The sequence below is a fragment of the Paenibacillus sp. 01T422 genome, assembly GCF_056398785.1.
In genome coordinates this window covers 1-2,278 of sequence record NZ_JBFTQB010000982.1, presented here as the reverse complement: position 1 = coordinate 2,278, position 2,278 = coordinate 1, and the positions used below count along the sequence as shown (strand labels likewise).

2 protein-coding genes and 1 pseudogene are annotated in these 2,278 nt (G+C 44.2%); 2 read left to right on the top strand and 1 reads right to left on the bottom strand.

What is annotated here, in order from left to right:
- Window positions 1-8 precede the first annotated feature (8 nt).
- Window positions 9-653 (top strand): annotated as a pseudogene (locus tag AC1DUA_RS34435) (COG4705 family protein); the annotation flags it as partial.
- Window positions 654-722: 69 nt separating this feature from the next.
- The gene (locus tag AC1DUA_RS34430; protein ID WP_477504019.1) at window positions 723-1,121 is read left to right on the top strand and encodes a hypothetical protein; all 399 of its coding nucleotides are present in this window, start codon (window positions 723-725) and stop codon (window positions 1,119-1,121) included.
- A gap of 64 nt (window positions 1,122-1,185) precedes the next feature.
- Here the strand turns inward: AC1DUA_RS34430 and AC1DUA_RS34425 are convergent, their stop codons facing one another.
- Entirely contained in the window at window positions 1,186-2,199 is a 1,014-nt protein-coding gene (locus AC1DUA_RS34425; RefSeq protein ID WP_477504018.1) for an alkaline phosphatase family protein, read from the bottom strand.
- Window positions 2,200-2,278: the final 79 nt, after the last annotated feature.

The following is a 2,278-nucleotide window of genomic DNA, read 5'->3' as shown; positions in this document are numbered from 1 at the left end:
GTACCACCATTGGTGAGACTGCTGCTGACTTCCTTAACGTTAATCTTGGCTTTGGACTGACGGGTACSTCCGTTGTAATKGGCGTTTTATTATTAGCYGTGATCTTCTTTCAGTTTAAAGCGACGAAATACATGCCTAGTTTATACTGGCTGACGGTCGTCTTGATCAGCATCTTTGGAACTCTCGTTACTGACAATTTGACAGATAGCATAGGCGTCCCACTTGAAGTCAGYACKGCCATTTTCAGTGTTATCCTAGTACTGTGCCTATCTTTCTGGTACGCCAAAGAAAAAACACTCTCTATCCATTCCATCTTCACYAAGCGAAGAGAAGCTTTTTATTGGYTAACGATCCTTTTCACATTTGCACTTGGAACGGCAGCAGGAGATCTCATGGCAGAGAGCCTTGGACTCGGTTACCTTGTTACAGGACTTATTATTTGTGYAGTCATTGCYTGCGTGACCATCGCCTGGCGTTTTGGTCTTAATGCTGTGTTGGCATTCTGGATCGCCTACATCATGACGCGTCCTTTRGGGGCTTCGATTGGGGAYTTRTTATCRCAAACACCGGAGTTCGGCGGGTTGGGWTTAGGRGCAACGATAACAAGCATCATATTCYTTTTRGCCATCTTACTGATCATCATTTTCCTYTCMATCWCGAAGCGAGATGTAGTMGCACCCCCATCAACAAAGCCAGCCAATGAGACGAAAGGATTCGCCGTCATGTGGCAAGTTGTCGTCGTTGTAGGTGTCCTAGTAATAGCGGCAGGAGCAGGCTATTATTGGCGTAGTACGAATCTCCAAGATGCTCTTCCTCAAGGGGATTCAACTAGTTCCGTTCAGCAGGCCGCACCTCTAGGTGATTTGTCTAGTTTCAAGAAAATAGCGGAGGATACGCTTGGTTTTGTGAATGCAGGGAATGCCGCTGGCGCTAAATCACGCGTTGATGATTTGGAGCATACATGGGATACTTCAGAGGCCAAACTCAAACCTATGAACAAGAAAAAGTGGACCGAAGTTGACAGTGCCATTGATAAGGTCTTGAGGCAAGTACGAGCCGTACATCAAGATCCTGAAGCATGTAAAACAGCTCTAGAAGCTTTGATAACCCTTACTAGCTAATACAACAATAAGAGGCTATCCCCTAGTCATTTGATGATTTTTTGGGGATAGCCTTTGTTTAATGTTATTTGAGCTTGTTTTTCCATATACCTTGAATGGCAGACACATCCGCTGTAGCCCCCATATATGGCAGATGATATAAATCTTCTACTGTTCGTAAAACATTCAAATGCGTTATTCGCTGATCGTAAGTTACAGGTTTGACCATCGCTCCAACAAAGATCGTCGGGATATGATTATCTTTCGAAGAATCATCCTCATCCCATGTAAGGATAAGCAAGCTATTATGGCTTTGTGCCCAAGTGACATAAGGTCCTATGTGGGTTTTCAGCCAATTATCTGCGGATAGAATCGTTCCATCGTGCATATCATTATCCAAATTCGGTATGACAAAAGAAACTGTAGGGAGTTTGCTATAATCCGTTGGAAATTGTGAGAACGGTAAGTTACTTTCTTTCGTAACATTAGAGAAACTCACCCAAGGGCTATGTTTTCGGCCGTATTGATGATTGGTACAAGCAGTAGAACCAACCCCAGGCAAATCTTCCGAATATCCTGAAAATGTATAGCCTGCTTGTACCAGCTCGCTCGCCAAATTTGGAGTTTTAAACACATGTCCGCAAGAATCGTCTTTAACCCCCTGATCAGAACCCGAGAACAGAACAAAATAATTCGGCTGACTCGGATGAGCTACGGCATAGGAATGCGTAAAAAACGCGCCTTGCTTGGTCAATGCATTCATGTAGGGAGCAGCACGATTCCCAATTAAAGTCTCATATGAGTGATTTTCTTCTACAACAATGACGACATGATCAGGTTTTGTCCCTTCACCAGCCGGGACAGTAACCGATGGTTGGACTGGAACTGTTGCTACCGCACTACTCGGTGCAGGAGTTTGCTTAGAAGTGACCATCTCTGATTGACGTGGATGAATTGAGCTAATTGGAGCGCTTGATTGTGAATCGATGGAAGTCGCACTCGGAGACGGCTTCATTATCACCGATTGCCTTTGATTCATATTGGTGCACGCTGTCAGTACAAACATAAAAATAGAAATGACCACAACAGATGCTTTCATACACTTGTTTTCCTGTGCAAACTCTCGTTCCCGCAACTTCATATCCATGAATCATCGTCATCATCCATCGTCATCATCC

Coding starts and splice junctions, on each gene's coding strand:
- AC1DUA_RS34425 (WP_477504018.1), bottom strand. CDS start 2,199: ATGAAAGCATCTGTTGTGGTCATTTCTATTTTTATGTTTGTACTGACA.
- AC1DUA_RS34430 (WP_477504019.1), top strand. CDS start 723: ATGTGGCAAGTTGTCGTCGTTGTAGGTGTCCTAGTAATAGCGGCAGGA.